Here is a 26,950-nt window from a genome sequence, read left to right as displayed (position 1 = left end):
CTTGACACCAAGCTGCGGTTGTTCTGCGATGACCTGCGGATATTCCAGTATGTGCCGGTTGGGCGCAGAAATCCACAACGGTCCGGGCACGGTGTGCGCGGCCGTGTCGTACCCGCCTGCTTGGATGGGGTGATGCTGCACGGACTGTGGTCGCCGGGTGCCGGGTTGCTGCTCTGGCACGACTCGCCGGTCGCCGCGCCGTCGGCCGCGCTTGCGGATCCGCTGGGCAGCGTGCTGCGGGCGTCGAAATTCCGGCACCGGGCCGAGGTCCTGGTGGTCGAGGACGGGATCACGGGCACCGCGCAGGTCCGCGCGCACGCGCTGGCCCCGGTCGCGGCGGCGGAGGTCCTTCGGCAGCGGTTGCCCGCCGACCTGGTGTCGGGGGATCTGCGGTACCTGGCGCACGTCGCCCGCGGCATCGAACGCTGGGTGCGCGCCGGGCGTGTCGTGCCGGAGCTGCGCAGTGAGGACGGCCAGTGGTGGGTGCGCTGGCGACTGGTCGGCGGAGCGCGGCAACGAGCCTGGCTGGCCGAACTCACGGTCGCCATGCCGGAGGCGCTGCGCGTGGCCGGGCGCCCGGCAGCGCTGCTGGAGGATCTGGTCACCGAACTCACCGATCCGATAACGCGGTCACTGGCCGAACTGCCGGACTCGCCGCATCCCCTGGTGGCCGCTCTGGTCGGCGACACGCCGCTGGACAACGGCAGCTATCAGGTCGCCGAAGTGCTGGAGCGCTGGCGGGCCGGTCTGACCGGTGACGAGCCGGAACTGGTACTGCGCCTGCTGGAACCGGATGGCGACCTCGGCGTCGCCGACGAGTCGGTGGCGCTGTGGCGGCTGGAGGTGTGCCTGCGGCTCACCGGCGAGGCCCCCAGAACCGTTCCGCTGCACGACGATCCGAATCTGGTCCGGATCGCGGTGGACAAACTCGGCGCGGCGCAGCGGGCGTATCCCAGGTTGCGCGATCTGCCGAGCGATCCGCGCAGCATGGATCTGCTGCTGCCCACCGAAGTGGTGCTCGACCTGGTCGCGCACGGCGTGCACGCCCTGCATGCCGCGGGGGTCCAGCTGCTGCTCCCGCGCGCCTGGAGTGTCGCCGAGCCGAGTATGCGGTTGCGTGTGGCGAGTGCGGTGCCCGCCGCGGACAGCACGGTCGGACTGCGCGGCCTGGTCTCCTACCGCTGGGAACTCGCGCTCGGCGGCATGGTGCTGACGACGGCCGAGATGGAACGCCTGGTGCGCGCCAAATCCGATCTCGTCCAGTTGCGCGGGCAATGGGTGCAGGCCGATCACAAGGCGCTGGCCGCCGCGGTGAAGTACGTCGCCGCGCATGCCGACGACTCGCCGATCACCGTCGCCGACCTGCTCGGTGAGATCGCGGTATCCCGGGTGCCGCAGGTGCCGATCACCGAGGTCACCGCATCGGGATGGGCGGGAGACCTGCTCGACCGCGCTCGGCAGCCGGAAGCGGTCGCCGCGCCCGTCGGGTTGAAGGCCGAGCTGCGCCCGTATCAGGAACGCGGCTTGGCCTGGCTGGCGACCATGAGCCGGATGGGTTGCGGGGCGATCTTGGCCGACGACATGGGACTCGGCAAGACCGTCCAGGTGCTCGCCCTGCTGGTGCACGAGCGCGAGAACGCGGTGTCCGAGCCGCGGCCGCCGGGCCCCACCGTGCTGGTGTGCCCGATGTCGGTGGTCGGCAACTGGCAGCGCGAGGCGGAGCGGTTCGCGCCCGACCTGCGCGTGTGGGTGCACCACGGCGCGGGCCGGCGGGCCGGCGCCGAACTCGACGAGACGGTCGCCGCCGCGGATCTGGTGATCACCACTTACGCGCTGCTGGCGCGCGACGCCGAGGAACTCGGCAGGCAGCCCTGGGACCGGGTGGTACTGGACGAAGCGCAGCACATCAAGAACGCGGGAACGCGGCAGGCGCGCGCGGCGCGGTCGCTGCGCGCGCGACATCGACTGGCGCTCACCGGCACTCCGGTGGAGAACCGGTTGGAAGAGCTGCGCTCCATCATGGATTTCGCGATGCCGAAGGTGCTCGGCAGCCCGCAGTCGTTCCGCGCCCGCTTCGCGGTGCCCATCGAACGGGAACGCGACCAGAACGCGATCAGCCGGCTGCGCTGGCTCACCCAGCCGTTCCTGCTGCGCCGGGTGAAGACCGACCCCACGGTGATCAGCGACCTGCCGGAGAAGCTGGAGATGACCGTGCGGGCCAACCTCACCGTCGAGCAGGCCGCTCTCTACCAGGCGGTCGTGGACGACATGCTGGCCAAGATCAAGGACGCGAAAGGGATGGCGCGCAAGGGCGCCGTGCTCGGTGCGCTCACCCGGCTCAAGCAGGTGTGCAACCATCCCGCGCATTTCCTGGGCGACGGGTCGAGTGTGCTGCACCGAGGGGCGCACCGCTCCGGGAAGCTCGCCCTCGTCGAAGACGTGGTGGACGCGGTGCTGGCCGACGGCGAAAAGGCCCTGCTGTTCACGCAGTTCCGGGAATTCGGCGAGCTGGTCGCCCCCTACCTGGCGGAGCGGTTCGGCGCCGTGATCCCGTTCCTGCACGGCGGCGTGCCGAAGAAGAAGCGCGACGCGATGGTCACCGGCTTCCAGGCGCCCGACGGTCCGCCGCTGATGTTGCTGTCGCTCAAGGCGGGTGGCACCGGGCTCAATCTCACCGCCGCCAATCACGTGGTCCACTTGGATCGCTGGTGGAATCCCGCGGTGGAGAACCAGGCCACCGACCGCGCCTTCCGGATCGGCCAGCAGCGCAACGTGCAGGTGCGCAAGCTGGTGTGCGTGGACACGATCGAGGAGCGGATCGACGAGATGATCAACGGCAAGCGGCAGCTCGCCGATCTGGCCGTCGGCGCGGGGGAGAACTGGATCACCGAACTGAGCACCGACGAACTGCGCGACCTGTTCGCCCTCGGTGCGGCGGCGGTGGGCGAATGAGTCCGTACGTCGACTACTCCGAGTACGGGAAGAAGCTGCCGGTGCGTGGCGGAGTGCAACCGCGCAGCAAGCGCGGCGCTTTCGGCCGTACCTGGTGGGGCAAGGCGCTGGTGGAATCGGTCGAGCGGATGGCGGAGCCGGGCCGGTTGGCGCGTGGCCGCAATTACGCCAGGTCCGGCCAGGTGGTGAACTACCGGATCGAGCCGGGCGCGGTGACAGCGGAAGTGCAGGGCAGCCAGCCGCGCCCGTTCACGGCGGTGTTCACGGTGCGCCCGCTGCGTGCGGACGAACTCGACTTGCTCATCGAGACCATCCGCTCGGCTCCGGGCATGCTCGCCGAGATCGCCTCGGGCGCGTTGCCCACCGGTCTGGGGCCGCTGCTGCTGCCCAGCACCGCGGCGGATCTGGATTTCACCTGTACCTGCCCGGACCCGGGCTGGCCGTGCAAACACGTGGCGGCGGTCTGCTACCTGCTGGCCGAGCGGCTCGACGAACACCCGCGCGAGATCCTCACGCTGCGCGGACTGGACCTGGACACCCTGATCGGCGGCATCGAACGCGAGCCGCGACCCACTGTTTCCGACGATCCGTACGGTGAGCGCGTCTCGCTGCCGGACTTGCCCGCGGTCGAATTCCGATCGGCGTTGGAGGACTTGGACCCGCTGCTTCTTCGCAAGGCGCTTCGGATGACCTCGGCGGAGGAGACGGTCGCCGCGACGGGCCTGCGCGATCTCACCGCGCTCTATCGGCGGTTCGACCACTGACGTTGGTTGGCACCCAGCATCGGGGCTGTCGGTTACCGCCGGCCGGTCGGGGCGGGAACGATACCGGCGGAGCGAAGGGACCGGAGACTTCCCGACGCCGGGTGCCACTATCCAGTGTCGCGCCGCGCAACCCGGCGCGGAACTGCCCCAGCTACGCCCGGACGCTGCCCTTGCACCGAACTTGTCGAAACGTCCACCTGGGTGGGCGGTTGGTCGCACCTTGTCGTCACTTCGGCCGGAAAAGGCCACCGACCTGCGCGAACCCGCTGTTATAGGCTGACAGTGTGGCAGGAAAGAGCCCAGCGGCCGGGTCGCTCCGCGACGACCTCGGCACTCCGGTGGATCTCCGAACACCGCCGCGGCGGGTGGTGTCGCTCGTTCCGGCACTGACCGAGGCGGTGGCGCGCAGTCGTCCGGAGGTGTTGGTCGCCGCCACGCAATGGTGCACGCACCCAGCGGATTTGGCGGTCGAGCGGGTCCGCGGGACGAAGAACCCGGATGTGCGTCGCATCGTCGCGCTGGCCCCCGACCTGGTGCTGTGCAACAAAGAGGAGAACCGCCGCCTCGATGTCGAACGCCTGCGCGCGGCGGGGATTCCGGTCTGGGTGACGAAGATAGAGACCGTCGACGAGGCCATGGTCTGCCTCGCCCGGCTCTGCGTCGAGGCGCTCGGCATCGACATCCCGGCCTGGCTCATCGAGGCTCGATCCGCCTGGGCGGCACCTGCGCCCGAACCGGCGCGCGCCGCCGTCATCCCGGTCTGGCGCGATCCGTGGATGGTGGTGGGACGGAACACGTTCACCGGTGACATCGCCCGTCGTTTGGGCCTGCGGCTGGTGCACGCCGATCGCCCGGACCGCTATCCGCGCGTCACGGAGGCCGAATTGATCGAAGGCGTCGACCTCGCGGTGCTTCCCGACGAGCCCTATGTCTTCACCGAAACCGATGGGCCCGAAGCCTTTCCGGACATACCGGTCGCCCTGGTGGAGGGGCGCGCCCTCACCTGGTACGGGCCGTCATTGGCGACCGCCCGCGAGACCCTCACCGCGCAACTGGCCCGGGCGGCTCACGCCGGTTCGTAGTCCGACCAGCCGCCGAATTGTTCGGTGATGATGCCGCAGCCGACCGGCGGCGTGGTAGTGACGGTGGATGGAGAAGGTGCCGGTGGCTTGCCCTCGGCAGAGGGTAGTCGCGGGCACTCAGTCGGCGATCCGGTACACGCGCTGTGCGGTGGTGCGGAAGACCTGCTCGAGTTCGGCCGGTCCGCCGCCGTGGCCCGTGACGGCGGTAGCGATCGCGTTGATGCTGTTCGCGATGCTGGTGACGGGCTTGTCCACGGGGAAGTTCGATCCCCAGATGAGACGGTCCGCGCCGAAGACGTCCAAGGCGTGTTCGACCAGTGGGCCGATCCGGTCGAGCAGCTGCGGCACTGGCGTCGGCGTGCCCCGCGGGGGGATCGGATGGCCCAGGATCGGCATCATCAGCCCGCTCACCTTCGCGACCACGTTCGGGCGCGCGGCCAGTGCGGCGAGATCGTCGCGCCACCGCACCAGCAACTGCCCGCGCAGCCCGGGATGGGTGCCGGTGTGCTTGCCCACCGCGCCGAAGATCCCCGCGGGCGTGCCGAGGTGGTTCAGCACGATCGGCACCTCGGGATAGCGTTCGGCCAGCGCGGTGACGTCCGGGATGGCGTGCGAGTACACCCACGCCTCGAACGACAGGTCACGCTCGGCCAGCCGTGCGAACCCGTTCAGGAATTCCTTGGTGGCGAGCTTGCCGGGCGCGTCGGTGAACGACCGCACCCCGGGATCGGGATGGTGGGCGACCATGGTGCGGATGCCGCGCAGCAGCGGTGACGCCGCCGCGTGCGCGTCGAGCAACTCCGCGAATGCCGGGTCGGCGGGGTCGCCGCCCGCCAGGATCGCGCCCAGCCGCGGCGCCGATTCCAGCGGCAGCCCCGCCACCCAGGCGGTCTCCCCGGCCTTCCCGAGCGGTCCCGGTTGCGACCATTCGACCTCGATGTGGGCGACCACGTCGACCGGCGCGTTTCCGGCGTCGGCGCGGTAGTCGAACGGCAGGTACGGCCGCAGGTAAGCGACCGGATCGCCGGCGAACTCCCGGTCCCGCCGCGGTGCCAGGCGCTTCGCCGCGTCCACCGGCACCGGCAAGAACCGGAGAAGCTTCGCCGGCGCACTGAAATCCCGCGGCGTGGTGAACGGATCCCACTGGTGGATGTGGGCGTCGATGATCCGGATTCCCGAGAGCTGCATGCCTGCCGTCCCAACCGCGCCGAAGGTGTGCTCGGCGATTGTCACATGACTCGCGCGCAGAGAGCATCGGCCGCGTGAGCGACCGGCTCACACATTGCGGCGGTACTGACCCCCGACGGCGAAGAACGTGTCGGTGATCTGCTGCAACGTGCACACGCGGGCAGCGTCCATCAGGACCTCGAAGATGTTGTCGTCGGTGCGGGCGGCCGCTTCGAGCCGGGCGAGCGCGGCATGGGCGGCATCCTGATTGCGCTGCTGGAACTCGCGCACCCGCCGCAGCTGGGACTGCTTCTCCGCTTCGGTGCCGCGCGCGAGCTCCAGCTCTCGGTGCGGCTCGTCGTGGGAGTTGCGGAAGGTGTTCACGCCGATGATGGGCAGCGAACCATCGTGCTTGCGCTGTTCGTAGCGCATCGACTCGTCCTGGATCTTGCCGCGCTGGTAGCCGGTCTCCATCGCGCCGAGCACGCCGCCGCGTTCGCTGATCCGCTCGAACTCGGCCAGCACCGCCTCCTCGACCAGATCGGTGAGCTCATCGATCAGGAAACTGCCCTGCAACGGGTTCTCGTTCAGCGCGACGCCCCACTCCCGGTTGATGATGAGCTGGATGGCCAGCGCGCGCCGCACCGATTCCTCGGTGGGGGTGGTGACCGCCTCGTCGTAGGCGTTGGTGTGCAGGCTGTTGCAGTTGTCGTAAATCGCGATCAGCGCCTGCAACGTGGTGCGGATGTCGTTGAAGTTCATCTCCTGCGCGTGCAGCGACCGGCCGGAGGTCTGGATGTGATACTTCAGCTTCTGCGACCGCTCGTCGGCGCCGTAGCGGTCGCGCATGGCGACCGCCCAGATGCGGCGGGCCACCCGGCCGATCACCGAATACTCCGGGTCCATCCCGTTGGAGAAGAAGAACGACAGGTTCGGAGCGAAGTCATCGATGCGCATGCCGCGCGCGAGATAGGCCTCCACATAGGTGAATCCGTTCGCCAGGGTGAACGCCAGCTGGCTGATCGGGTTCGCGCCCGCCTCGGCGATGTGGTAGCCGGAGATCGACACCGAATAGAAATTGCGCACGCCGTTGCGCACGAACCATTCCTGGATGTCGGCCATCATGCGCAAGCTGAACTCGGTGGAGAAGATGCAGGTGTTCTGGCCTTGGTCCTCCTTGAGGATGTCGGCCTGGACCGTGCCGCGCACCGTCGCCAGCGTGCGGGCGCGCAGGTCGGCCGCTTCGGCGGCGGTGGGCGGTCGTCCCTGCTCCGCCGTGAAGCGATCCAGCCCCTGATCGATCGCGGTGTTCAGGAAGTAGGCCAGGATGGTCGGCGCGGGGCCGTTGATCGTCATCGACACCGAGGTGGTCGGCGCGGTCAGTTCGAAACCGTCGTAGAGCACCTTCATGTCGTCGAGCGAGGCGATCGACACACCGGACGTGCCGACCTTGCCGTAGATGTCGGGTCGCTCGGCGGGATCGTGTCCGTAGAGCGTCACCGAATCGAACGCCGTGGACAGTCTTTTCGCGTCGGAGTGTGCGCTGAGCACCTTGAACCGGCGATTGGTGCGGAACGGGTCGCCCTCACCCGCGAACATCCGCGCCGGGTCCTCGTTGTCGCGTTTGAACGGGAACACTCCGGCGGTGAAGGGGAAGTGTCCCGGCAGATGCTCGGCGCGCAGGAAACGCAGCAGCTCACCGTGATCGGTGTAGCGGGGCAGGGCGACGCGCGGAATCGAGTTGCCCGACAGCGTCTCCCGGCGTAACGGGGTGCGGATCTCCCGATCCCGCACCCGGACCACCTGTTCTTCCCCGCGGTAGGACTCGGCGAGGGCGGGCCATTCCGCCAGCAGTGCGGCGTTCGCGGGTGTGAGGTCGGCGCGAGCGCGTCCGGCCAGTTCGGCGAGGGCGATGTCGTCGGGCAGTTCGGCCGCGACCTGTTCGAGGCGTTGCAGCCGTCGCGCGGCGGCGACCTGGGCGGCCGTCTCGGCGTGGTACTCGCGTACGGTTTCGGCGATCTCGGCCAGGTAACGCACCCGCGCCGGCGGGATGAGCTGGGCGAACCGGGTGGACGCGCGGGTGTCCACCCGGGGCAGCGCGCCGGGCTCCAGCCGCAGGCCGTGGTTGGCGAGCAGCCCGGTCAGGTGTTGGTAGAGCGCGGTCACCCCGTCGTCGTTGAACGTCGCCGCGCTGGTGCCGAAGACCGGCATGTCCTCTGGCGCGGCGTGGAACTCCTCCCGGTTGCGGATCAGCTGTCTGGCCACGTCACGCAGTGCGTCAGCGGCGCCGCGGCGCTCGAATTTGTTGATCGCCACCACGTCCGCGTAGTCCAGCATGTCGATCTTCTCCAGCTGGGAGGCAGCGCCGAATTCGGGCGTCATCACGTACATCGACACGTCGACGTGGTCGATCACCGCGGCGTCGCCCTGGCCGATTCCGGGCGTTTCCAGGATGACCAGGTCGTATCCCGCTGCCTTGCACGCGGCCACGATGAGATCGATGTTGTCCGGCAGTTCGTGTCCGCCGCGGGTGGCCAGCGAGCGGAAGAAGACGTGTTCGCCGTCGAGGGCGTTCATCCGGATGCGGTCGCCGAGCAGTGCGCCGCCGCCGCGCCGCCTGGTCGGGTCGACCGCGAGGATCGCGACCCGCACCTTGTCCTGCTGGTCGGAACGCAGCCTGCGCACCAATTCGTCGGTGAGCGAGGACTTTCCGGAGCCGCCCGTTCCGGTGATGCCGAGCACCGGCACGGTGCGCGCCGCCGCGGCCTCGGCCAGCGTGCGCCGATCCGCCTCCGGCAGCGCGTCCGCTTGCAGACAGGTGATCGCGCGCGCCAGGGCGGCGCGCTCGCCCGCGAGCACCGCGTCCGACGCGGGCGGCTCGGCCGCGAGGTCGACGTCGCAGGCGCGGATCAGCTGATTGATCATGCCGGGCAGGCCGAGTCGCTGCCCGTCCTCGGGGGAGAAGATGGTCACGCCCGATGCGGCCAGCCGCGCGATCTCCTCCGCCACGATCACGCCACCGCCGCCGCCGAAGATCCGCACGTGCTCGGCTCCGGCTTTCCGCAACGCGTCCGCGAGATATTCGAAGTACTCGACGTGGCCGCCCTGATAGGAACTGACCGCGACGCCCTGGGCGTCCTCGGTGAGCACGGCGTCGACCACCTCGCTGACCGAGCGATTGTGGCCGAGGTGGATCACCTCCGCGCCCTGGCTCTGCAGGATGCGGCGCATGATGTTGATCGCCGCGTCGTGCCCGTCGAACAGGGCCGCCGAGGTGACGAAGCGAACGGGATGGGCGGGCGAGTAGAGCGCGCTGCTGTCGGCCACTGGGATTCCTCCGGGGATTCCATTGGCGCCCGATACTAGGACGTCAAACTAATCTTACGGTGACTGTCGTCACATAGCCAGCCGGTGGCGGCGGGTCGTGCGCGCATGGCTATCCCTGCGTTTCCGCGAGCGGGCGGAGCTATGACTCGGATCGGTGGCCGACCTGGTCGCGCGGCCGATCATGGTGTCATGACGCCGGATTCGGACATACTGGGCGCATGGTGAGCGACGGCAGGGCGGAAGCCGCGATCGGACGGCTGGTCGCCGACGGCGTGCTGACCCGCGACCAGGCCGATGCGGTGCTCGCGGCACTGGCCGTCGAACGGGCCGTGGCGTCCGCGCGCGGGAAGGTGCTCGCCGAGATCGCCGCGTACGTCGGCGCCGGTCTGCTGTTCGGCGGGATCGCCCTGCTGGCGTCCTCGTCCTGGGACGCGCTCGATCGGCCGGTCCAGGTCGGCGTGCTCGCCGTCGTGGCGGCCGGTCTGCTGCTCGGGGGAGTGCTGCTCGCGGGAGTACCGACCGCCCGCAGCGGCGAGCAGAGCGCCCGCGCGAGGCTGGCGGCCGCGCTGTTCGCCCTGGGTTCCGTCGCGTTCGCCGGTTCCGTCGGGACCGCACTCGACGGGGCCGACGCGGCTTGGGTTTTCGCGTGTGCGGCGGGAGCGGTGATCGCGGTACTCGGTTACCTCGCGCTGCCTTCCGTTCTCGGCATGCTCGTCTGCGCGTGCTTCGTGCCCGCGGCCGTCGCGGGGGTGCTGACCGACGTGTTCGGCCGCGACGACGCGTGGGCCTGCGTGGCGGTGTTGCTGCTCGGCGCCGGGTGGTTCGCGCTGACCGGAATCGGCGCCCTGATCGACACCCGGGTCGGATACCTGATCGCGATCGTCACCTCCGTCGCGGCAGCGCAGAGTCTCGATATCGGCGGCCGCGCCTGGGCCTACGGGATCACGGCGGTGATTGCCGTGGTCTGCTTCGCGTTGTACGCGACCCGGCGCTCGGCGGTGCTCGTCATCGGGGGTGGTGTGGCCATCGCGATGGCGGCGGGGGAGGCGGTCTCGGAATGGACCGGAGACTCGCTCGGCGCCGCGGCGACGGTCGTGGCCATCGGTGCGATCACGCTCGCGGTGGGCGCGTTCCGGTTGGCGCGGCCACGGCGGGAGAAACAAGCCGATCCGGCGGTTCCGGTATCGCGGGCGTAGGTCGTCCCATGCGGTGTGGAGCCGATGCGGCTTCGCGTGCTGTGGGCGGTTTCCGCACCCCCGTGCGCCGGTCCGGTGGGATGGATCACATCGAGCGCTGGGTACTGCAATACTTGGACGTCCAACTATAGGATGACCGCATACCGTACCGCGGTGTCCCGATCGATTCGAGAACAGGACTGGCATGGCTCGCGAACTCACCCATTTCATCGGCGGACAGCAGGTGCCGGGTACGTCCGGCAACTTCGGCGACGTCTTCGATCCCAACCTCGGCCAGGTGCAGGCACGGGTGCCGTTGGCGAGCAAGCCCGAGGTCGAGGCGGCCATCGCCGACGCCGAAGCGGCGCAGCCGGTGTGGGCCGCGTTCAACCCGCAGAAGCGGGCGCGCGTGCTGATGAAGTTCCTGACCCTGGTGCAGGACGAGATGGATTCGCTGGCCGCCCTGCTGTCCTCCGAACACGGCAAGACCATCGCCGACGCGAAGGGCGACATCCAGCGCGGTTTGGAGGTCGTCGAGTTCGCCACCGGCATTCCGCACCTGCTCAAGGGCGAGTACACCGAGGGCGCGGGCACCGGCATCGACGTCTACTCGATGCGCCAGCCGCTGGGCGTCGTCGCGGGTATCACCCCGTTCAACTTCCCGGCCATGATCCCGTTGTGGAAAGCCGGTCCGGCGCTGGCCACCGGCAACGCGTTCGTGCTCAAGCCCTCCGAGCGCGCCCCCTCGGTGCCGCTGCGGCTGGCCGAGCTGTTCCTCGAGGCCGGTCTGCCCGCTGGTGTGTTCAACGTGGTCAACGGCGACAAGGAAGCCGTCGACACGCTGCTGCGCGATCCGCGCATCAAGGCGGTCGGCTTCGTCGGCTCCACCCCCATCGCGCAGTACATCTACGAGACCGCGACCGCGAACGGCAAGCGCGCCCAGTGCTTCGGCGGCGCCAAGAACCACGCGATCGTCATGCCGGACGCCGACCTCGACGATGTGGCCGATCAGTTGATCGGCGCGGGCTACGGGTCCGCGGGCGAGCGCTGCATGGCGATCTCGGTGGCCGTCCCGGTCGGCGAGGAGACCGCCGACCGCCTGGTGGCCAAGCTCACCGAGCGGGTGCACAAGCTCAACGTCGGCCGTTCCGACGACCCGGGCGCCGACTTCGGGCCGCTGGTCGGCCAGGACGGCGTGAACCGGGTGAACGACTACGTCCAGATCGGCATCGACGAGGGGGCCGAGCTGGTGGTCGACGGCCGCGGCCTGGTCGTTGCGGGTGCGGAGAACGGCTACTTCGTCGGCGCGACGCTGTTCGACAAGGTGACGCCGGAGATGCGGATCTACCGCGAGGAGATCTTCGGTCCGGTGCTCAGCGTGGTCCGCGCCAAGGACTACGAGGAGGGGCTGCGGCTGGCCGACGAACACGAGTACGGCAACGGCGTCGCGATCTTCACCAGGGACGGCGACACCGCGCGCGATTTCGCCGCACGCGTGCAGGTCGGCATGGTCGGCGTCAACGTGCCGATCCCGGTGCCGATCGCCTACCACACCTTCGGTGGGTGGAAGCGCTCCGGCTTCGGCGACCTCAACCAGCACGGTCCGGATTCGATCCGCTTCTACACCAAGACCAAGACGGTGACGCAGCGCTGGCCCTCCGGTCTGAAGGAGAGCAACGCGTTCGTCATCCCGACGATGGATTGACGCGGATGTTCGCACTCGACGACGACGAGAAGGCGATCCGCGACACCGCGCGCGGCTTCGCCGACGAATTCCTCGCCCCGAACGCGCTGGAATGGGACGAGCAGAAGCACTTCCCGGTGGATGTGCTGCGCAAGGCGGGCCCGCTCGGCCTCGGCGGCATCTACGTGCGCGAGGACGTGGGCGGTTCGGGTCTGCGCAGGCTCGACGCCGTGCGCATCTTCGAGCAGCTGGCCACCGGTTGCCCGGCCATCGCCGCCTACATCTCCATCCACAACATGGCCACGTGGATGGTCGACCGCTACGGTGACGACGAGCAGCGCGGCCGCTGGCTGCCCCGGCTGACCGCGATGGAACTGCTGGCCAGCTACGCGCTCACCGAGCCGGGCGTCGGCTCCGACGCGGCGGCGTTGAGCACCAAGGCCGTGCGCGACGGTGACGACTACGTCTTCAACGGAGCCAAGCAGTTCATCTCCGGCGCGGGCGCCACCGACGTCTACGTCGTCATGGCGCGAACCAGTGCCACTGGAGCGCGGGGGATCTCGGCATTCCTCGTGCCCGCGGACACTCCCGGTATCTCCGTCGGCGCCAACGAGAAGAAGATGGGCTGGAACGCGCAGCCGACCCGGCAGGTGATCTTCTCCGATGCCAGGGTCCCGGCGGCCAACCGCCTCGGCGCGGAGGGCGACGGCTTCCGCATCGCGATGAACGGGCTCAACGGCGGCAGGCTCAACATCGCCGCGTGCTCGGTCGGTGGCGCGCAGGCGGCGCTGGACAAGACGGTGCCGTATCTCGCCGAGCGGCACGCGTTCGGCACGCCGCTGCTGCGGAATCCGGCGCTGCAATTCGAGCTCGCCGATATGCGCATCGAATTGGAGGCCGCCCGCACGCTGCTGTGGCGGGCCGCCGCGGCGCTGGACGCCGACGCGCCGGACAAGGTGGAGCTGTGCGCCATGGCCAAGCGCTTCGCCACCGACGCGGGCTTCGAGGTGGCCAACAAGGCACTGCAACTGCACGGCGGCTACGGCTACCTGACCGAATACGGCGTGGAGAAGATCGTCCGGGATCTGCGAGTGCACCAGATCCTCGAGGGCACCAACGAAATCATGCGGGTGGTCGTCGCCCGCGCACTGGTAGGAGCGGCATGAGCGGTCAGGCCCGGAGGCGGCAGCGGAGCGTGACCACGCAGGGCCCCGCTCGTGCCGGAAAGGGACAGAGCATGAGCGGTACCGGAAAGGGACAGAGCATGAGCGGTGCCGGAGAGGACAGAGCATGAGCGAGCCGGAAATTCTGCTCGAACGGCGCGACGGGCTCGGCCTGATCACACTGAACCGGCCCAAAGCCATCAACGCGCTGAATCACTCGATGGCTCTCGCCATCACCGACGCGCTGCGCGAGTGGGCCGAGGACGACGCGGTGCGCACCGTGGTGGTCACCGGTGCGGGGGAGCGGGGCCTGTGCGCGGGCGGCGACATCGTCGCCATCCACGCCGACGCGAAAAGCGGTGCCGCCACGGCTGATTCGGCCACCGGGCGGTTCTGGCGCGACGAGTACGTCCTCAACGCCTTGATCGGCCGTTACCCCAAGCCGTACGTGGTGATCATGGACGGCATCGTGATGGGCGGCGGTGTCGGGCTCTCCGGGCACGGCAGCCACCGTATCGTCACCGAGCGGTCCAAGATCGGCATGCCGGAGGTGGGCATCGGCTTCGTCCCGGACGTCGGCGGCACCTACCTGCTCGCGCGCACGCCGGGCGAGATCGGCACGCACGTCGCGCTGACCACCGCTCGCATGAGCGCGGGTGACGCCATCGCCGCGGGCTTCGCGGACTATTTCGTCGCTTCCGAGCAGCTGCCCGCCCTGCTGGAGACGCTGCGCACGGAGAGCGCCGACATCGCGATCGCCAAATTCGCCACGGACGCACCGGAATCCGCGCTCGCCGCCGGACGGGACTGGATCGACGCCTGCTACGGAGCCGATTCCGTGGCGGAGATCGTCGCGCGGCTGCACGCTCACGAGTCGCCGGACGCGCGGGCGGCGGCCACCGAGATCCTGGCCAAATCGCCGGTGGCGCTGACGGTCACGCTGCGCTCGCTGCGGGCCGCGCGCACCGCCCCGAGTCTGGAGGCGGTGCTGAACGAGGAGTACCGGGTGTCCATCGCGTCGCTGTCGTCGCACGATCTGGTGGAGGGCATTCGCGCCCAGGTGATCGACAAGGATCGTAATCCGCGATGGTCGCCCGCGACCCTCGATGCGGTTACGGACGCACAGGTGGACGCGTACTTCGCCGAGTTGGGCGATCGAGAGCTGGGTCTGCGGACCCCGGAGGTGGAGTGATGAGTAAGCGAATCGGTTTCCTCGGCCTGGGCCACATGGGCGGCCCGATGGCGGCCAACCTGGTGCGGGCGGGCTACGAGGTGCTCGCCTTCGACCCGGTGCCCGCGGCTCGGGAGCAGGCCGAGCGTGACGGTGCGATCGTGGTGGGTTCGGCCGCCGAGGCCGCCGCGGCCGAGGCGGTGATCACCATGCTGCCCAACGGCAAACTCGTCCTCGACGTGTACGCCGAGCTGCTCCCGGTAGCCGCGCCCGGCACGCTGTTCATCGACTGCTCCACCATCGACGTCGCCGATGCCAAAGTGGCGGCCGAACGCGCCACCGCCGCCGGGCACCGCGCGCTGGACGCTCCGGTTTCCGGTGGCGTGGCGGGCGCGGCGGCGGGCACCCTGACCTTCATGGTCGGCGGCGGCGCCGAGGACTTCGCAGACGCGCTGCCGGTGCTCGAGGTGATGGGCGGCAAGGTCGTGCACTGCGGCGGTTCCGGCGTCGGCCAGGCGGCGAAGATCTGCAACAACATGCTGCTCGGCGTGTCGATGATCGCGCTGTCGGAGTCGCTGGTCCTGGGTGAGAAGCTGGGCCTGAGCCATCAGTCCTTCTTCGATGTGGTTTCCACGGCTTCCGGCCAGAGCTGGGCGCTGACCAGCTACTGCCCGGTCCCGGGCCCGGTGCCGAACAGTCCGGCCAACAACGACTACCAGCCCGGTTTCGCGACGGCGCTCATGTCGAAGGACCTCGGCCTGGCGGCGAACGCGCTGCGCGAGAACAACGTCGACGGACAGCTCGGATTACTCGCCGCCGCGATCTACGAACGCTTCAACCGGACGGACGCCGGCCGGGACTTCTCCGCTATCGTCACCGATATCCGTGACCGTTCCGATAAAGAGGGTGCCTGAAAATGGATGCATCGCGAAGCGATTCCGTGGGGGATGGCGGCCGGGAGACGGGCGGGCCCGACTTCGAGACGATTCTGCTGGAACGCAAAGGCCGGGTCGGCTGGATCACGCTGAACCGCCCGAAGGCGTTGAACGCGCTGAACGCGCAGGTCCTCGACGACGTCATCGCCGCGCTCGACGAACTCGAGCACGACGACGAGATCGGGGCCATCGTGATCACCGGCTCGGAGCGGGCCTTCGCCGCGGGCGCCGACATCAAGGAGATGCAGCCCAAGTCGTACATGGACATGTTCCTGGACGACTACTTCGCCCGCTGGGACCGGCTGGCGCAGTTCCGCAAGCCCACCATCGCCGCGGTGGCGGGCTACGCGCTGGGCGGCGGTTGTGAGCTGGCGATGATCTGCGACATCCTGCTCGCGGCCGACACCGCCACGTTCGGGCAGCCGGAGATCAAGCTGGGTGTCATCCCCGGCATCGGCGGCTCGCAGCGCCTGACCCGCGCGATCGGCAAGGCCAAGGCCATGGATCTGGTGCTCACCGGTCGCACCATGGACGCCGAGGAAGCCGAGCGGGCGGGGCTGGTCTCGCGTATCGTGCCCGCCGCGGAACTGCTCGACACCGCACTCGAGGTCGCCGAGACCATCGCGGGGATGTCGTTGCCGGTGACCATGATCGCCAAGGAAGCGGTGAACCGCTCGTTCGAGACCACGCTCGCCGAGGGGTTGCGCTTCGAACGGCGGGTCTTCCACTCGCTCTTCGCGATCGAGGACCAGAAGGAAGGCATGAGCGCCTTCGTCGAGAAGCGTCCGGCGAAGTTCACCAACCGCTGACGCGGATTATCCGGTATGCCCCAGCGTGGGCGCGACGATTTCCGCGGGCACCCGGTTCCCGTCCGGCGCGGGCGCGTCGTCCGTCGCGAGCAGTCCGGCGATGGTGGCGCCCAGCGCTAGGGTGACCGCCGCCGCCGCGATGAGTTTGCGCCGGTCGACGGTGGCCGGGACCAGGGTGGCCCCGGAGCGCAGCCGCGCCATCCGGACGTCGCCGCCTCTCCGTTCGGCGGCCAGCAGCACGGCCCCACGCGCGGAGACGAACTCGGGTTCGGGGTCGTAGACGATCGGCAGGTCGATGTGTTCGGCCAGCTCGGCGCGAATGCTGGGACTGCGGGTGCAGCCGCCGAGCAGCACCATGGCCTCCGGCCGCACGCCGGTCTCCTCGATGACCTGCCGCACGAACGAGACCGAGTGATGGATACCCGCCGCGCACAGTTCGGCCAGGTCGCTGCGGGTGAGAACGGCCCGGTCGCCGGTGCCGTCGTCGATCGCGGTGACCACCCTGGCCGCGCTCAGTTCCTCGCGATGGCGCCGGATGGTCGGCGTGTCGGTCAGCACGCCGTCGCGGGCCAGCCGCCAGCGCAACAACGCGTCGTAGCCGTCGCCGCCGAGCACCGTGCTGCGTTTGCTGGACAGGATCGTGTCGGTGCGGCAATCGGCGTGGGTGATGGTCAGTCCAGAACTGCCCAGGTCGTAGAGGATCACCGAGCCGCTGTCCGGCAGTTGTCCGGTGAAGCGCAGGTAGCGCAGCTGAGCGAGCGGCTCGTCGACGATGGTCACGTCCCGGCCACCGACGACGGCACGGATCGCGTCGGCGTGCAGCGGACAGCGGCACGTCACCGCGGTGCCGGAGATCAGCTCGTCGCGCCGGTCGGCGGCGCCGTTCATCCGGCGAATCGCCTCGAAGACCGATTCCTCGACGCCACCGCCCGCCCGCCGCGGCACTTCGCAGCTGTCGATCGGGGGTAGGTGCGGCTGATCGGAGTGTGTCAGCATCGCGTGGGCGCCACCAGCGCCCGCCGATACACCCAAGACCAGCACCATGATCTCCATGGTGGACCTTTTCCGTGCCGCTGCCAAGACGGCATGCCCGGCAATTCGCCGGTTGGATGCCGGAATGTCATCCCCCGGTCGGTCGGCCGGGGTATCCGACCGACCGGTACGTCGAATCAGTCGGTGGCGGTGGCCGACCAGCGCGCCGTTCCCTCCGCGGTGTCGAAGTCGCCCGCGGCGTGCCGGAATTCGGCGAGCAGTTGCAGGAGAGTGTGCAGTCGCTCCGGTGGGAGTCCAGGGAGCGCGAAGACCTTCGCGTTGAGTTCCTCGGTCGCCCGCGCCACCAATTCCCGCCCGGCGTCGGTGATTTCGATCAAGGTAGCGCGCCGGTCGCTGGGATGCGGCACCCGCTCGACGAGTTTCGCCGCCTCCAGCCGGTCCACGGTGTTGGTGACGCTGGTGGGGTGCACCTGCAAGCGCGCGCTGGCCTTCGCCATCGGCAGCGCGCCGGTTTTGCTGAAACTGAGCAGCATGAGCAACTCGTAGCGGGAGAAGGTCAAGCCCGTGGGTTTCAGCGCCTCGTCCACGCGTGCCATCACGATTTGCTGAGCCCGAACCAGCGACGTCACCGCGGCCATGCCGTCGGCGACATCCCCCCAGCCGTGGCCGACCCACTGGCGGTGGGCTTCCTCGATCGGGTCGTTCGGAAGCGGGCGTGGCCGAGACATGTTCCGATCATTCCATGCCGCCGTGGCAGGGCGATGGCATCCGGGTCGGGCTTCGGATCACGGTGAGCGCAATGGTGGGCCGAGGCGTCGCCCACAGGCACTATCTAGGGCGAGGCGGGCGTGGCTGAGTGGTTTAGGCAACGGTCTGCAAAGCCGTTTACGCGGGTTCAATTCCCGCCGCTCGCTCCGAAGGCCTCGGTGCTCGGTCCACTACCGAGCACCGAGGCGCACCAGAGCGGCGCGTGGTCGTGACGAATCCGAGCGCCCGGTTCAGGCGTCTTCATTCGGTTCGGAATACGCCACCGCCGAGCCGATTACTTCCAGACGAACCCGCTGCCCGGCGACGGGGGCGGCGACGCTGGCTCGGCGTACCAGGATGGGAGTGGCGGTGCCGTCCAGGTCGATGGTCAGGATGACGTCGGCGCCACGGAAGTCGACGGCGCGGACCCGGCCGGTCTCCGCCTCGTTCTCCGAGGCGACATGGGCGACAAGCTGTTCCGGTCGCAGCATGATCGTCGCCGGTCCGCTCGCGGCATGGCGCTGGACGGGGATCCGGCCCAGCACGCACTTGGCCACGTCCGCCTCGACCACCGCCTCCAGCAGCACGCAATCGCCGAGGAATCGGGCGGTGAACAGGTCCTTCGGCGTGGCATAGACCTCCTCCGGCGTTCCGACCTGGGTGAAGCGCCCCGCTCGCATCACCGCCACCTGTTCGGCGAAACTCAGCGCCTCCTCCTGGTCGTGCGTCACCAGAATGCTGGTCATGCCCGCCTCGCGCAGCGTGTCGGCCACCGCCTGCCTGGTCGTCGCGCGCAGGCCCGCGTCCAGCGCGCTGAACGGCTCGTCCAACAGCATCACCGACGGTTTGCGCGCCAGCGCGCGGGCCAGCGCCACGCGCTGCTGCTGGCCGCCGGAGAGCTGATGCGGCCGCCGGTCGGCATAGGACGCGTCCAGCGACACCATCTCCAGCAGTTCGTGCACCCGCCCGCGGCTGTGGCGGTGCGGGCGGGGCAGTCCGTAGGCGATGTTCTGGCCGACGGTCAGATGCGGGAACAGCGCTCCGTCCTGGGCGACGTAGCCGATGTTGCGGCGCTGCGGCGGGATCGAGACCCGCTCACCGGCAACGGTTTCCGTTCCGATCGACACCGAACCCGTATCCGGCGACTCGAATCCGGCGATCACGCGCAGCAGGGTGGTCTTGCCGCACCCGGACGAGCCGACCACCGCGGTCGCGGTGTGATCCGGCACGTCGAGAGTGATCCCGCCGAGCACCCGGGTGTGGCCGAAGGTCTTCGAGACATCGGCGACGACAACGCGACTCATATCCCGGCCGCCTTCCGCGAGTTGGTGAACAGCAGATACGTCACCGGCACCGCGGCGACGATCATGATCAGGGCGTACGGCGCGGCGCCCGCGTAGTCCAATTCGCCGGACAGGCTCCAGAACCGCATCGCCAGCGTGCGGGTTCTGTTCGGCGCCAGCAGCAGGGTCGCGGTCAGCTCGGTGGCGACGGCGACGAACACCAGCGCGGCGGCTGCCGCCGCGGCGGGCGCCGTGAGACGCAGCGTGACCAGGAAGAACGTCGCGGGCCCCGACCTGCCCAGCGACCGGGACGCCTCCTGCAGGCCGACCGGCACCTGGGCGAGCCCGGCCCGCACGCTAACCAGGGCACGGGGCAGGAACAGCAGCAGGTAGGCGGCGATCACCATGCCCGCCGTCTGGTAGAGCGCGGGCGCCCACCGGATGGTCACGGTCACCATGGCCAGCGCGATCACGATGCCGGGCAGCGAGCTGGTGATGTAGTTCGCGCCCTCGACCAGTCGGGCGAACACCGAGGTGGAACGCACCGCGATCCACGCGACCGGGAACGCGCACAGGGTGGTGAGCAGTGCGGCGACGGCCGCGAGGCCGATGGTCTGTCCGAGCGCGTTGCCGATGTCGGTGAGATCCCACACGGCCGCGCCGCCGATGCGTAACCAGCGCGCGATGGTCCACAGCGGCACGCCCAGCGCGCCCGCCGTCACGGCGACGAACACGGCCAGCACCGGCAGGGTGGTGACGCCCAGCCGGATCCGGGTCGCGGCGCGCGGCGCCCCGCCGCCGATCCGCGCGTAGCGGGCGCGGCCGCGCAGCCCGGCCTCGGCGCCGAGCAGCGCCAGGCAGCACAGCACGAGCACGCCGGCCAGCATGCTGCCCGCCGGACCGGCGAAGCTGGACTGGTACTGCTCGAAGATGGCCGTGGTGAACGTGTCGAACCGGACCATCACGAAGGCGCCGTACTCGGCGAGCAGATGCAACCCGATGAGCAGTGCGCCACCGAGGATCGCCAGGCGCAGCTGCGGCAGCACGATCCGCGCGAACACCGCGACCGGGCCCGAACCGAGCGCCCGCGCCGACTCCTCCACCGCGGGATCCAGGCGGCGCAGCGTGGCCGCCGCGGGCAGATAGACCAGCGGGAAGTAGGACATCGTGGAGATCACCACACCCGCCCACAGGCCGTGCATGGCCGGAAAGGCGCTGACCCAGGCATAGCTGTTGACGAACGCCGGAACCGCGAGCGGCGCCGCGAAAACCGGCCCCCACCACGACTTCCCCGGCACGTCGGTGCGTTCGACCACCCAGGCCAGCGCGACGCCGAGCGCCACGCAGATCGGCACGGTGCATACCACCAGCGCGGCCGTGTTGCTCAGCAGCTCGCCGACTCTCGGCCGGAACACCAGCTCCGCCGCCTGTTCGAGGCCGGTGGACAGCAGCGTCGAAACGATGTAACCGAGCGGCACGAACGTCGCCGCCACCAGCAGCAGCGCGACGCCCGTGACGACCGGCCCCGGCCTGCCGACCCGGGGCGCGGCGAGAGTAGTCCGCAGTGCCACGGCTACAGCAGACCCGCTTCGGTCATCAGCTGTGTGACCTTCTTCGAGTCCAGCGTGGACGGGTCCACCGCCGGAGCTTGCAGGTCGGCCAGCGGCGGCAGCGCCGGGTTCGCGGCCACGCCCGCGGCGACCGGGTATTCCAGCGACGTGCCGTCGCGCAGCACCTCTTGTCCGGTCTTGCCGACGATGAACGCCAAGAACTTCTGCGCCGCCTCCTGCTTCTTGCTCGCCTTCAGCACGCCGCCGCCGGAGACGCTGACGAATGCTCCCGGGTCCTGGTTCTTGAAGTAGTGCAGGGCGGTGGCGGCGCTGCTCTCCTTCGTGTTCGCCTGGTCGCGGTACCAGTAGTAGTGGTAGATGACGCCGCCGTCCGGGCTGCCGGAATTGACCGCCTTCATGGTGGCGACATTGTTCGGGAACGACGTCGCGTTCTCCTTCATGCCCTTCAGCCAGGCGCGGGTGACGTCCTCACCCTTCAGCGCCAGCAGGCCCGCGACGATGGCCTGGAAGTCCGCGCCGGAGACGCCCGCGCCCCAACGGCCCTTCCACTGCGGCTGCGCGAGATCCAGCAGGGAGGCGGGCAGCTGACCGGGCTGGAGCTTGTTCTTGTTGTAGACGAAGACCGTCGACCGCGCGGCGACGCCGGTCCACTTGCCGGTGGACGGACGGAACTGCGCGGGCACCTGCTCGAGGGTCTTGGCGTCCACGTCGGTGAACAGCCCCGCGTTCTCCACCAGCGCCATGGCGGGGGAGTTCTCGGTGAGGAAGACGTCGGCGGGCGAGGCAGCGCCCTCGGCGACCAGCTGGTTGCCCAGTGCCGTGTCGCCGCCCTGACGCAACGTCACTTTGATGCCGGTTTCCTTGGTGAACTTGTCGGCCCATTCTTTGGTGAGCGACTCGTGCTGCGCGTTGTAGACGGTGATCGTATTCGCGTCGTCGGAGGAATTCGAGCAAGCCGTACCGCCGAGCGCCGTCATGGTGAGGACCAATCCGGCGGCAATCGTCTTCCATCTGACCGGCTTCATCCTCGTCCTTCCGACTGCGTTACCAGCGCATATGTTGAGCCTTACCTAAGAAAGATACCGCGTCCGGTATGCGGGAAGGTTCGCAGCCGCTGGAATTTTGTCGCTCCCGTTACGTCAGCCCCGAAAAGTCGCGCGTCCCAACGTGATTGCGGTCGGCGCAGGTGCCGAGCGTGTAATCCGGTTGCAGTCCGAAGTACTCGCCGCGGGTGAGCGCGCTCCAGCGCCGCGCGTCTTCGGTGCGGGTCTTGTAGAAATTGACCATGTAGCCGCCCTCGTAGAGGCGCAGCAGGCTGTAGCCGCCCGGATACTCCTTGACCGCGGCGACCTCCAGGAACTCCACCGCGCACGGCGCGTCCGGCCTGGTGCGGCGATTGCGGTGGGTGTGGCCGCTGTGCTGGAGAAAGACCCCGGGGCTGCGGGTGTAGAGCGCCTGTAACTCGGCGCTGTCGCGTCCGTCGAGCACGAATCCCGGCCCGGCGAGATTGGTCAGTCCGGACTCCGTCGTGACCGGGTGATGACCGAACACCAGCGTCGGCCGGTCCGGGTCGGCGCGCAGGCGCTCGGCGAGGTCATCGAACTGGGGGCGCTCGATGGACCCGCCCGCGCCGTCGAGCCTGCTGGTGTCCAATCCCAGCACCCGCAGGCCGCCGACCTCGTGTTCGACCAGTTCCTGCCGGGGCGAGAAGACATCGGCCCAGCAGTCGCGGTGGTCGGCGGGCGCGGGAGCGCAACCGGCGTATTCGTCGCCCACGTGCGGCCGGTCGTGGTTGCCGCGCACGGCCAGGTAATCGTGGCCGAGTTCGCCCCAGGCGTCGAGGCGGGCCCGCACCGTGCGGGTGTCGTGTTCGGTGGCCTCGGCGGTCAGGTCACCCGCCAGTATCAGGAGTCCGGCTCCACGATCGGGTCGGCGCAGGTCGTCGAGCATCGCGGCCAGCATCGCCTCGGGATAGGGCGGCAGACCGGGGTCCTGCCGGAAGCCCGGCGGCAGGTCGCCTGCGACCAGTCCGCTGACCTGCTCGCCGTAGTGCACGTCGTTGGCCAGTGCCAGCGTGCGCAGCCGGCGGCCGGGCGGCGGCACCAGGGTGGTGAACTCGCCGCGCGCTTCCGGTGCGGCGGGGTCGGCCGTGGTGAGCGACAGCGCGGGTGCGGCGCGCAGGCCCGCCGACCAGGCTTCGAAGCGGTAGGCGCGGCCCGGCTCCAGCCCGTCGACCTCGGCGTAGTGGAAGGGTGTCGGGTGGTCGTCGGTGACGACCGGTACCGGTGCGCGTGGCGAGTCGGCGGGACCGATCCGCACCTGGGTGTCGGTGGCGACGGGCAGCAGGCGACCGGCCGGGTCGGGCGCGAGCGTGGTCCAGGTGACGATCACCGAAGTGTCGGTGACCGTCACCACTTCGAGATCGGTTGCGATGGTCGTATTCGATTGGGCCCGTGCGCTTTTCGGGTGACCGGCGAGTGGGAGCAGAGCGGCGAGGCCGAGTGCCCCGAGGACGGTCCTGCGGCTGGGGCCGCAGCATGTCATGCGTGGGTGCATGCGATCAGCGCGGGTTCTCCGGGGAGCAGACCTTCCACGTGCCGTCTTCTTTCTTCAGGTGCTCGGTCGTGCTGGTTTCGGTATCCGGCTGCTCGCCCGGCACCGCGACGGTGAGTGTGCCGGTGACCTTCGCGGTCGCGGTGTCCCCGGTGACGACGATGTCCTCGATCCTATCGATGGTGACCGAAACCGAGGTGCTGTCGAATTCCTTCTTCTCGCTTTCGGTCATCCCCTCGAACGCGGCGCGTTCGCGGGCGCAGGCCAGTTCGCTCGCAGCGCGGAAGCCGCTGCGGTCGAGGGTCTCGTAGAAGTCGCGGATCGCGATCTCGATCTTCTTCTCGTCCGAGGCGAGCGGACCTTTGCCCTGCGTGGTCAAGAACACCCCGGCGATCAGCGCGCCTGCGATCACCAGCACGATCAGCACCACCGCACTGGCGATCAGGCCGGTGTGGCTCTTCCTGGGTTGTGGTGGGGATCCCCAGGGTGAGTAGCCGGGTGGCGGATAACCCGGTCCGGGCGGTGGCGGGGGTTGCTGCCCCGGACCCGGCGGCGGAATGGGTTGCCAGGGTCCGGGCGGCGGGTAGCCAGAGGGCGGCTGCTGCTGCGGCGGTCGGTCATCCGGCGGCTGCCCGCCCGGTGGATAAGCCATGTCGTCCTCCGGTCTGCCCCCGGTGCCTACATCGCTACGGCAAGAGCGTGCCCGGGCGATCGGGAATCAAACCGGCGGCCGTCGTCGTGCCACCCGATTCGCGGCGGGGTTGCCTGGTGCTTGCCGCATATGTCCGGCTACCATTCGAACATGGGTTCGATAAGCGATGAAACGCCGCGAACCGAAGGAACGGAACCCGAGCTGGTCTACCCGAACCGGACCGGCCATTACTACCGGACGCTGACCTACCCGCCGCGACCGGTGTGGGTGCGGCTGGACGCGGTCCTGGTCCGTGATCCCGGGACGCCGCGACACGTGAACGGCGCCGGAGTCATCATGCGCGGCGAGCGCCCCGGAACCTTGACGCACTGGTTGCCCACCGTCGACGGCGACTGGATGGGTCGGGTGAACTACAGCATCCAGTTCGCCGACGGCCGCCCCGACTTGCTGGTGCGCGACCAGTTGGTCCCCGCGTATGCGCTGCGACCACGCGATACCGGACAATCCGGACCGGAATCGGCTCGATCGGCACGCGGGAAGGGCGCACGAGCCGAGCCGGATTCATTGCCATGAATTCGCCCTATCTCCCCGGTATCCGCGTGATCGCTGCAAGCGCTCTGTGCTGCCCGATTTGCTACCCGGCGCGCGGCGGCCCGAACGGGCTGTCCGGTCGATCGCCTGGCCCGGTTGTCGCCGTAGTGGGCCGGTGATACCTTGCCCGGCATGGGATTTCAGTTGCCGCATCCCGAGGTGCTGTGGGCACGCGTGACCGTCTTGGACGTGATCACCGCCGCTACCCACACCGATCGGGCCGCGAGCGGACAGGAGATCGGGCAGACGGCCAGAGTGGAAGGCGGCCGGCTGATCAACGACGACGGTGAGGGCAATTGGTACTCGCTGGTCAGATATCCGGATGATCGCGCGCTGCTATTCGGGCGGGACGAGGACAACGAGGTCGCCGGGACCTCCTACGATCCGCTGGCCGCCGCCCCCGCCTGGGTGCGCTCCGCGGAACCGACGACGAAGCTGCCCGGCGGCCTGCACGGCCCGGTCAGTTTCGTGCGCTGGTGGGAGTTCGGCCGCTGGCAGCACACGCCGACCGACCTCGACGACGGCCTCGAACTCGGCCTCAGCGCCGCCTCCGATCGGGAGGACTTCACCGGCAGCGTCATGAGCGCCGCCATCCACGCGAAGTGGGTGGAGATGGACTACGAGGCGGGCAAACTCACCGCCCTCACCGTCGACCCCACCGCCCTGCACGCCCTCTGCGACGCCACCGAGAACGGCACCGTCACCAAAGCCCACTTCTACTTTCTCCAGCCCGGCTGCACGGCTCCCGCCTTCACCTACCTCACCGCCGCGGGCGTCTTCAGCCCCACCGGCAAACCCACCGAACCCCTGCCGTAATCGCCGCGCCGCAGACGGCACCTGACCATTCGAGAAGGGCTCCCGCTGGGGGGCCTTTTCTCTTATGACGGCGGCAGTCCTCGTCCCCATGTCATGCCACGGCGGTCGGCGGGCACAGTGCGGACCGTTGCCACCCGGCTGATCGGGTAACCCGGAACGCACGCTGATCGTTCCGTTCGGCCGACTACCGGGACGTCGCGGCTGGACGCGGACACCAGAGTCGCCATCATGGAGTGCGAGTCACGCAGCGCCGTAGCGAAACAGCACTTCGATACATACCACGGAGTCTGCCCGGCGGTGGGTGCTCAGCGTTGGATCAACAGGGCGGTCGGATTGAGTATGACCCACTCCCTATTCGAGAAGGTGTCGGATCCGTCGATGGCGTCCCAGCCGCGCAGGGCGCCGTATTGGCCGATGTCGGCCAACGCCAACTGCTTGTCCAGCAGTGCAGTGTAGCGAGCCGTGTCCTCGGGCGTCGGGTTCGCGATTTCGCGCAGAGGCCGTAGTGCACGGGCGACTTCCGCCCGGGTGCGGGTACGTTCGGACTCGAGTGCGCGGAGAGTGATTTTCTTGGCGTCGGGGCGTAGCGCCATCCGCACCACCCGGGCCTGCCGGGCGGCGAGGTCGTGGGTGCGGGTGGGATCGGCGTAGTGGAGCGCGACGTCCTTCAGCGGCGAGGCATACGTCCCGGACCCGGTGGGGCCGCCACCAGGTCGCACCGGGCCTGCGACGAAGGCGTCGAGGTAGCGATCCTCCTCGAACCCTCGGAACAGCTCTTGCCCGCCCGCCGCGACCGCCGCGTCGACCTCATGCGGTGTGGCGATGGTGAGAGGGCCGTCGAATCCTTGCAACCGTTGGATCTCCTCGAACATCGGGTAGGTCCCCAAAGATCGGGTTCCCCTTGCCTGCCGCAGTGCGCTGTAGTCCACTTCGTCGATCAGATCGCGGCCGCGTACGTAGGTGGAAGATGTCGCGGTACCGGCGATATCGCCGGACCGGTCGGAGAATGCGGCCCGCAGAGCCGGTGCGTTCGCCGCATCCGCATCCACCGCCCTGGCAACGGTCTCGGTGACGCCGCGGGCAGCGTGCTCGGGCATCGCGGCGACGGCGGCGCTGTAGTCCTTGGCCGCCGCGCCGAGCATGTCGCGCACCGATCGCCACGCTGCGTCCAGTCCACCGGCCATAACTGTCACCGTGCCGCACCGCGCACTTGCCGCGCAAAGGGTCTGTTCCCACTTCGAATTCGTCGACGACATCTTCCTCCGCGGCAAATGTCGAGTAGACCGTTTCGATGGTGTGCCACTCGTCATCATCATCTCGGGGTTACGGCTTGCCGATACCGTTCTCCAGCAGTCGAGCCCGGATGGCCGCCTGAGCAGAGACCTATTGCGAGAGATAGCAAGGGAGTTCGACCGTGACCGTTGATCTAACCGGCGCTCGGTGGTTCAAGTCGCGCTACAGCGGGGGGGGGGGGGGGGGAGCCGACTGCATGGCGGTTGCCCACTTGGCCGGTGG

21 protein-coding genes and 1 tRNA gene are annotated in these 26,950 nt (G+C 69.2%); 12 read left to right on the top strand and 10 right to left on the bottom strand.

Features of this window, described 5'->3' with window-relative positions:
* Positions 1 to 132 precede the first annotated feature (132 nt).
* The 3 genes from ACT89H_RS18090 to ACT89H_RS18080 all read left to right on the top strand — a co-directional run bounded on the left by ACT89H_RS18090 (position 133) and on the right by ACT89H_RS18080 (position 4,798).
* Positions 133 to 2,952, top strand: a complete 2,820-nt coding sequence (locus tag ACT89H_RS18090) for a DEAD/DEAH box helicase (RefSeq protein ID WP_445109804.1) — start codon at positions 133 to 135, stop codon at positions 2,950 to 2,952.
* Positions 2,949 to 3,716, top strand: a complete 768-nt coding sequence (locus ACT89H_RS18085) for an SWIM zinc finger family protein (RefSeq protein ID WP_445109803.1) — start codon at positions 2,949 to 2,951, stop codon at positions 3,714 to 3,716. The genes ACT89H_RS18090 and ACT89H_RS18085 overlap by 4 nt, the downstream gene beginning before the upstream one ends.
* Before the next feature lie 284 nt (positions 3,717 to 4,000).
* Entirely contained in the window at positions 4,001 to 4,798 is a 798-nt protein-coding gene (locus ACT89H_RS18080; RefSeq protein WP_445109802.1) for a helical backbone metal receptor, read from the top strand.
* Positions 4,799 to 4,915: 117 nt separating this feature from the next.
* On the opposite strand, the gene ACT89H_RS18075 is transcribed toward ACT89H_RS18080, so the two are convergent.
* Positions 4,916 to 6,031 (bottom strand): amidohydrolase family protein, encoded by a 1,116-nt coding sequence (locus ACT89H_RS18075; protein WP_445109801.1) that lies wholly within the window; start codon positions 6,029 to 6,031, stop codon positions 4,916 to 4,918.
* A 42-nt stretch (positions 6,032 to 6,073) separates the two neighbouring features.
* Positions 6,074 to 9,292 (bottom strand): fused isobutyryl-CoA mutase/GTPase IcmF, encoded by a 3,219-nt coding sequence (icmF, locus tag ACT89H_RS18070; RefSeq protein WP_445109800.1) that lies wholly within the window; start codon positions 9,290 to 9,292, stop codon positions 6,074 to 6,076.
* 218 nt (positions 9,293 to 9,510) lie between these two features.
* On the opposite strand from icmF, the gene ACT89H_RS18065 reads away from it, so the two are divergent.
* The 6 genes from ACT89H_RS18065 (at position 9,511) to ACT89H_RS18040 (ending at position 16,229) form a co-directional block, all read left to right on the top strand.
* Entirely contained in the window at positions 9,511 to 10,488 is a 978-nt protein-coding gene (locus tag ACT89H_RS18065; RefSeq protein ID WP_445109799.1) for a hypothetical protein, read from the top strand.
* A 184-nt stretch (positions 10,489 to 10,672) separates the two neighbouring features.
* Positions 10,673 to 12,172 carry a CoA-acylating methylmalonate-semialdehyde dehydrogenase gene (locus tag ACT89H_RS18060; protein ID WP_445109798.1) on the top strand — a complete coding sequence of 500 codons (1,500 nt, stop codon included), beginning with the start codon at positions 10,673 to 10,675 and terminating at the stop codon, positions 12,170 to 12,172.
* 5 nt (positions 12,173 to 12,177) lie between these two features.
* On the top strand, positions 12,178 to 13,317 hold the full coding sequence (locus ACT89H_RS18055) for an acyl-CoA dehydrogenase family protein (protein ID WP_445109797.1): 1,140 nt from the start codon (positions 12,178 to 12,180) through the stop codon (positions 13,315 to 13,317).
* Between the two features lie 124 nt (positions 13,318 to 13,441).
* Positions 13,442 to 14,506, top strand: coding sequence for an enoyl-CoA hydratase/isomerase family protein (locus tag ACT89H_RS18050; RefSeq protein WP_445109796.1), 1,065 nt, complete (start codon positions 13,442 to 13,444; stop codon positions 14,504 to 14,506).
* Positions 14,506 to 15,399 (top strand): 3-hydroxyisobutyrate dehydrogenase, encoded by an 894-nt coding sequence (mmsB, locus tag ACT89H_RS18045; protein WP_445109795.1) that lies wholly within the window; start codon positions 14,506 to 14,508, stop codon positions 15,397 to 15,399. The genes ACT89H_RS18050 and mmsB overlap by 1 nt, the downstream gene beginning before the upstream one ends.
* Positions 15,400 to 15,401: 2 nt before the next feature.
* The gene (locus ACT89H_RS18040) at positions 15,402 to 16,229 is read left to right on the top strand and encodes an enoyl-CoA hydratase (protein WP_445109794.1); all 828 of its coding nucleotides are present in this window, start codon (positions 15,402 to 15,404) and stop codon (positions 16,227 to 16,229) included.
* Positions 16,230 to 16,235: 6 nt separating this feature from the next.
* On the opposite strand, the gene ACT89H_RS18035 is transcribed toward ACT89H_RS18040, so the two are convergent.
* A complete protein-coding gene (locus ACT89H_RS18035; RefSeq protein WP_445109793.1) occupies positions 16,236 to 17,273 on the bottom strand; it encodes an Hsp70 family protein in 1,038 nt (345 codons plus the stop codon).
* A gap of 125 nt (positions 17,274 to 17,398) precedes the next feature.
* Entirely contained in the window at positions 17,399 to 17,950 is a 552-nt protein-coding gene (locus ACT89H_RS18030; protein ID WP_445109792.1) for a MarR family winged helix-turn-helix transcriptional regulator, read from the bottom strand.
* Between the two features lie 114 nt (positions 17,951 to 18,064).
* On the opposite strand from ACT89H_RS18030, the gene ACT89H_RS18025 reads away from it, so the two are divergent.
* A tRNA-Cys gene (locus ACT89H_RS18025) sits at positions 18,065 to 18,136 on the top strand.
* 84 nt (positions 18,137 to 18,220) lie between these two features.
* Here ACT89H_RS18025 and ACT89H_RS18020 read toward each other — a convergent pair.
* From ACT89H_RS18020 to ACT89H_RS18000, 5 genes are all read right to left on the bottom strand, one after another.
* A complete protein-coding gene (locus tag ACT89H_RS18020) occupies positions 18,221 to 19,273 on the bottom strand; it encodes an ABC transporter ATP-binding protein (RefSeq protein WP_445109791.1) in 1,053 nt (350 codons plus the stop codon).
* Complete coding sequence (locus ACT89H_RS18015; RefSeq protein WP_445109790.1) at positions 19,270 to 20,823, bottom strand: ABC transporter permease; 1,554 nt, start codon at positions 20,821 to 20,823, stop codon at positions 19,270 to 19,272. Before ACT89H_RS18015 ends, ACT89H_RS18020 begins: the two co-directional genes overlap by 4 nt.
* Positions 20,824 to 20,825: 2 nt before the next feature.
* Complete coding sequence (locus ACT89H_RS18010) at positions 20,826 to 21,848, bottom strand: iron ABC transporter substrate-binding protein (protein ID WP_445109789.1); 1,023 nt, start codon at positions 21,846 to 21,848, stop codon at positions 20,826 to 20,828.
* 109 nt (positions 21,849 to 21,957) lie between these two features.
* Positions 21,958 to 23,238 (bottom strand): metallophosphoesterase family protein, encoded by a 1,281-nt coding sequence (locus tag ACT89H_RS18005; protein WP_445109788.1) that lies wholly within the window; start codon positions 23,236 to 23,238, stop codon positions 21,958 to 21,960.
* A 145-nt stretch (positions 23,239 to 23,383) separates the two neighbouring features.
* A complete protein-coding gene (locus ACT89H_RS18000; RefSeq protein ID WP_445109787.1) occupies positions 23,384 to 24,028 on the bottom strand; it encodes an Rv0361 family membrane protein in 645 nt (214 codons plus the stop codon).
* Between the two features lie 150 nt (positions 24,029 to 24,178).
* Between ACT89H_RS18000 and ACT89H_RS17995 the strand changes: the two genes are divergently transcribed.
* Together ACT89H_RS17995 and ACT89H_RS17990 are read left to right on the top strand one after the other, a co-directional pair.
* Positions 24,179 to 24,601, top strand: a complete 423-nt coding sequence (locus tag ACT89H_RS17995) for a hypothetical protein (protein ID WP_445109786.1) — start codon at positions 24,179 to 24,181, stop codon at positions 24,599 to 24,601.
* A 150-nt stretch (positions 24,602 to 24,751) separates the two neighbouring features.
* Positions 24,752 to 25,435, top strand: coding sequence for a hypothetical protein (locus tag ACT89H_RS17990; protein WP_445109785.1), 684 nt, complete (start codon positions 24,752 to 24,754; stop codon positions 25,433 to 25,435).
* 305 nt (positions 25,436 to 25,740) lie between these two features.
* Here ACT89H_RS17990 and ACT89H_RS17985 read toward each other — a convergent pair whose 3' ends face one another.
* Positions 25,741 to 26,619: a hypothetical protein gene (locus tag ACT89H_RS17985; protein WP_445109784.1), complete on the bottom strand. Its 879-nt coding sequence runs from the start codon at positions 26,617 to 26,619 to the stop codon at positions 25,741 to 25,743.
* Positions 26,620 to 26,950 lie beyond the last annotated feature (331 nt).

This window comes from Nocardia aegles (genome assembly GCF_052545135.1).
Note: the sequence above shows the minus strand (reverse complement) of the source record. Positions and strands in the feature narration are given on the sequence as shown.